The sequence below is a fragment of the Pseudomonas sp. UF-293 genome (assembly GCF_058245595.1).
This window is the reverse complement of the sequence record NZ_JBSICA010000112.1, coordinates 1-206: the sequence shown is the minus strand read 5'-3', so window position 1 is coordinate 206 and position 206 is coordinate 1. Positions and strand designations below refer to the sequence as shown.

The following is a 206-nucleotide window of genomic DNA, read 5'->3' as shown; positions in this document are numbered from 1 at the left end:
GCGACCAACAACGTCGTTGAAGGCGGACAGATCACCTACACCGCGACCTTGACCAACCCGGCGCAAACCCCGGTAACTGTCACCCTGTCGAACGGCTCAACCATCACCATTGCGGCCGGCGACACCGTGGGCACCGTGAACGTGCCGACTGCGGCCAATGACGTTTACAACAATGGCAGCACCGTCAGCACCACGATCACTGGCGC

Annotated in this window: 1 protein-coding gene; it reads left to right on the top strand. The window is 61.7% G+C overall.

Annotated features, from left to right (window positions below; translation table 11 throughout):
* Positions 1–206, top strand: a 206-nt coding sequence (locus tag AC4IHP_RS27965; protein WP_490833302.1) for an immunoglobulin-like domain-containing protein, incomplete at both ends; no start/stop codon positions are given.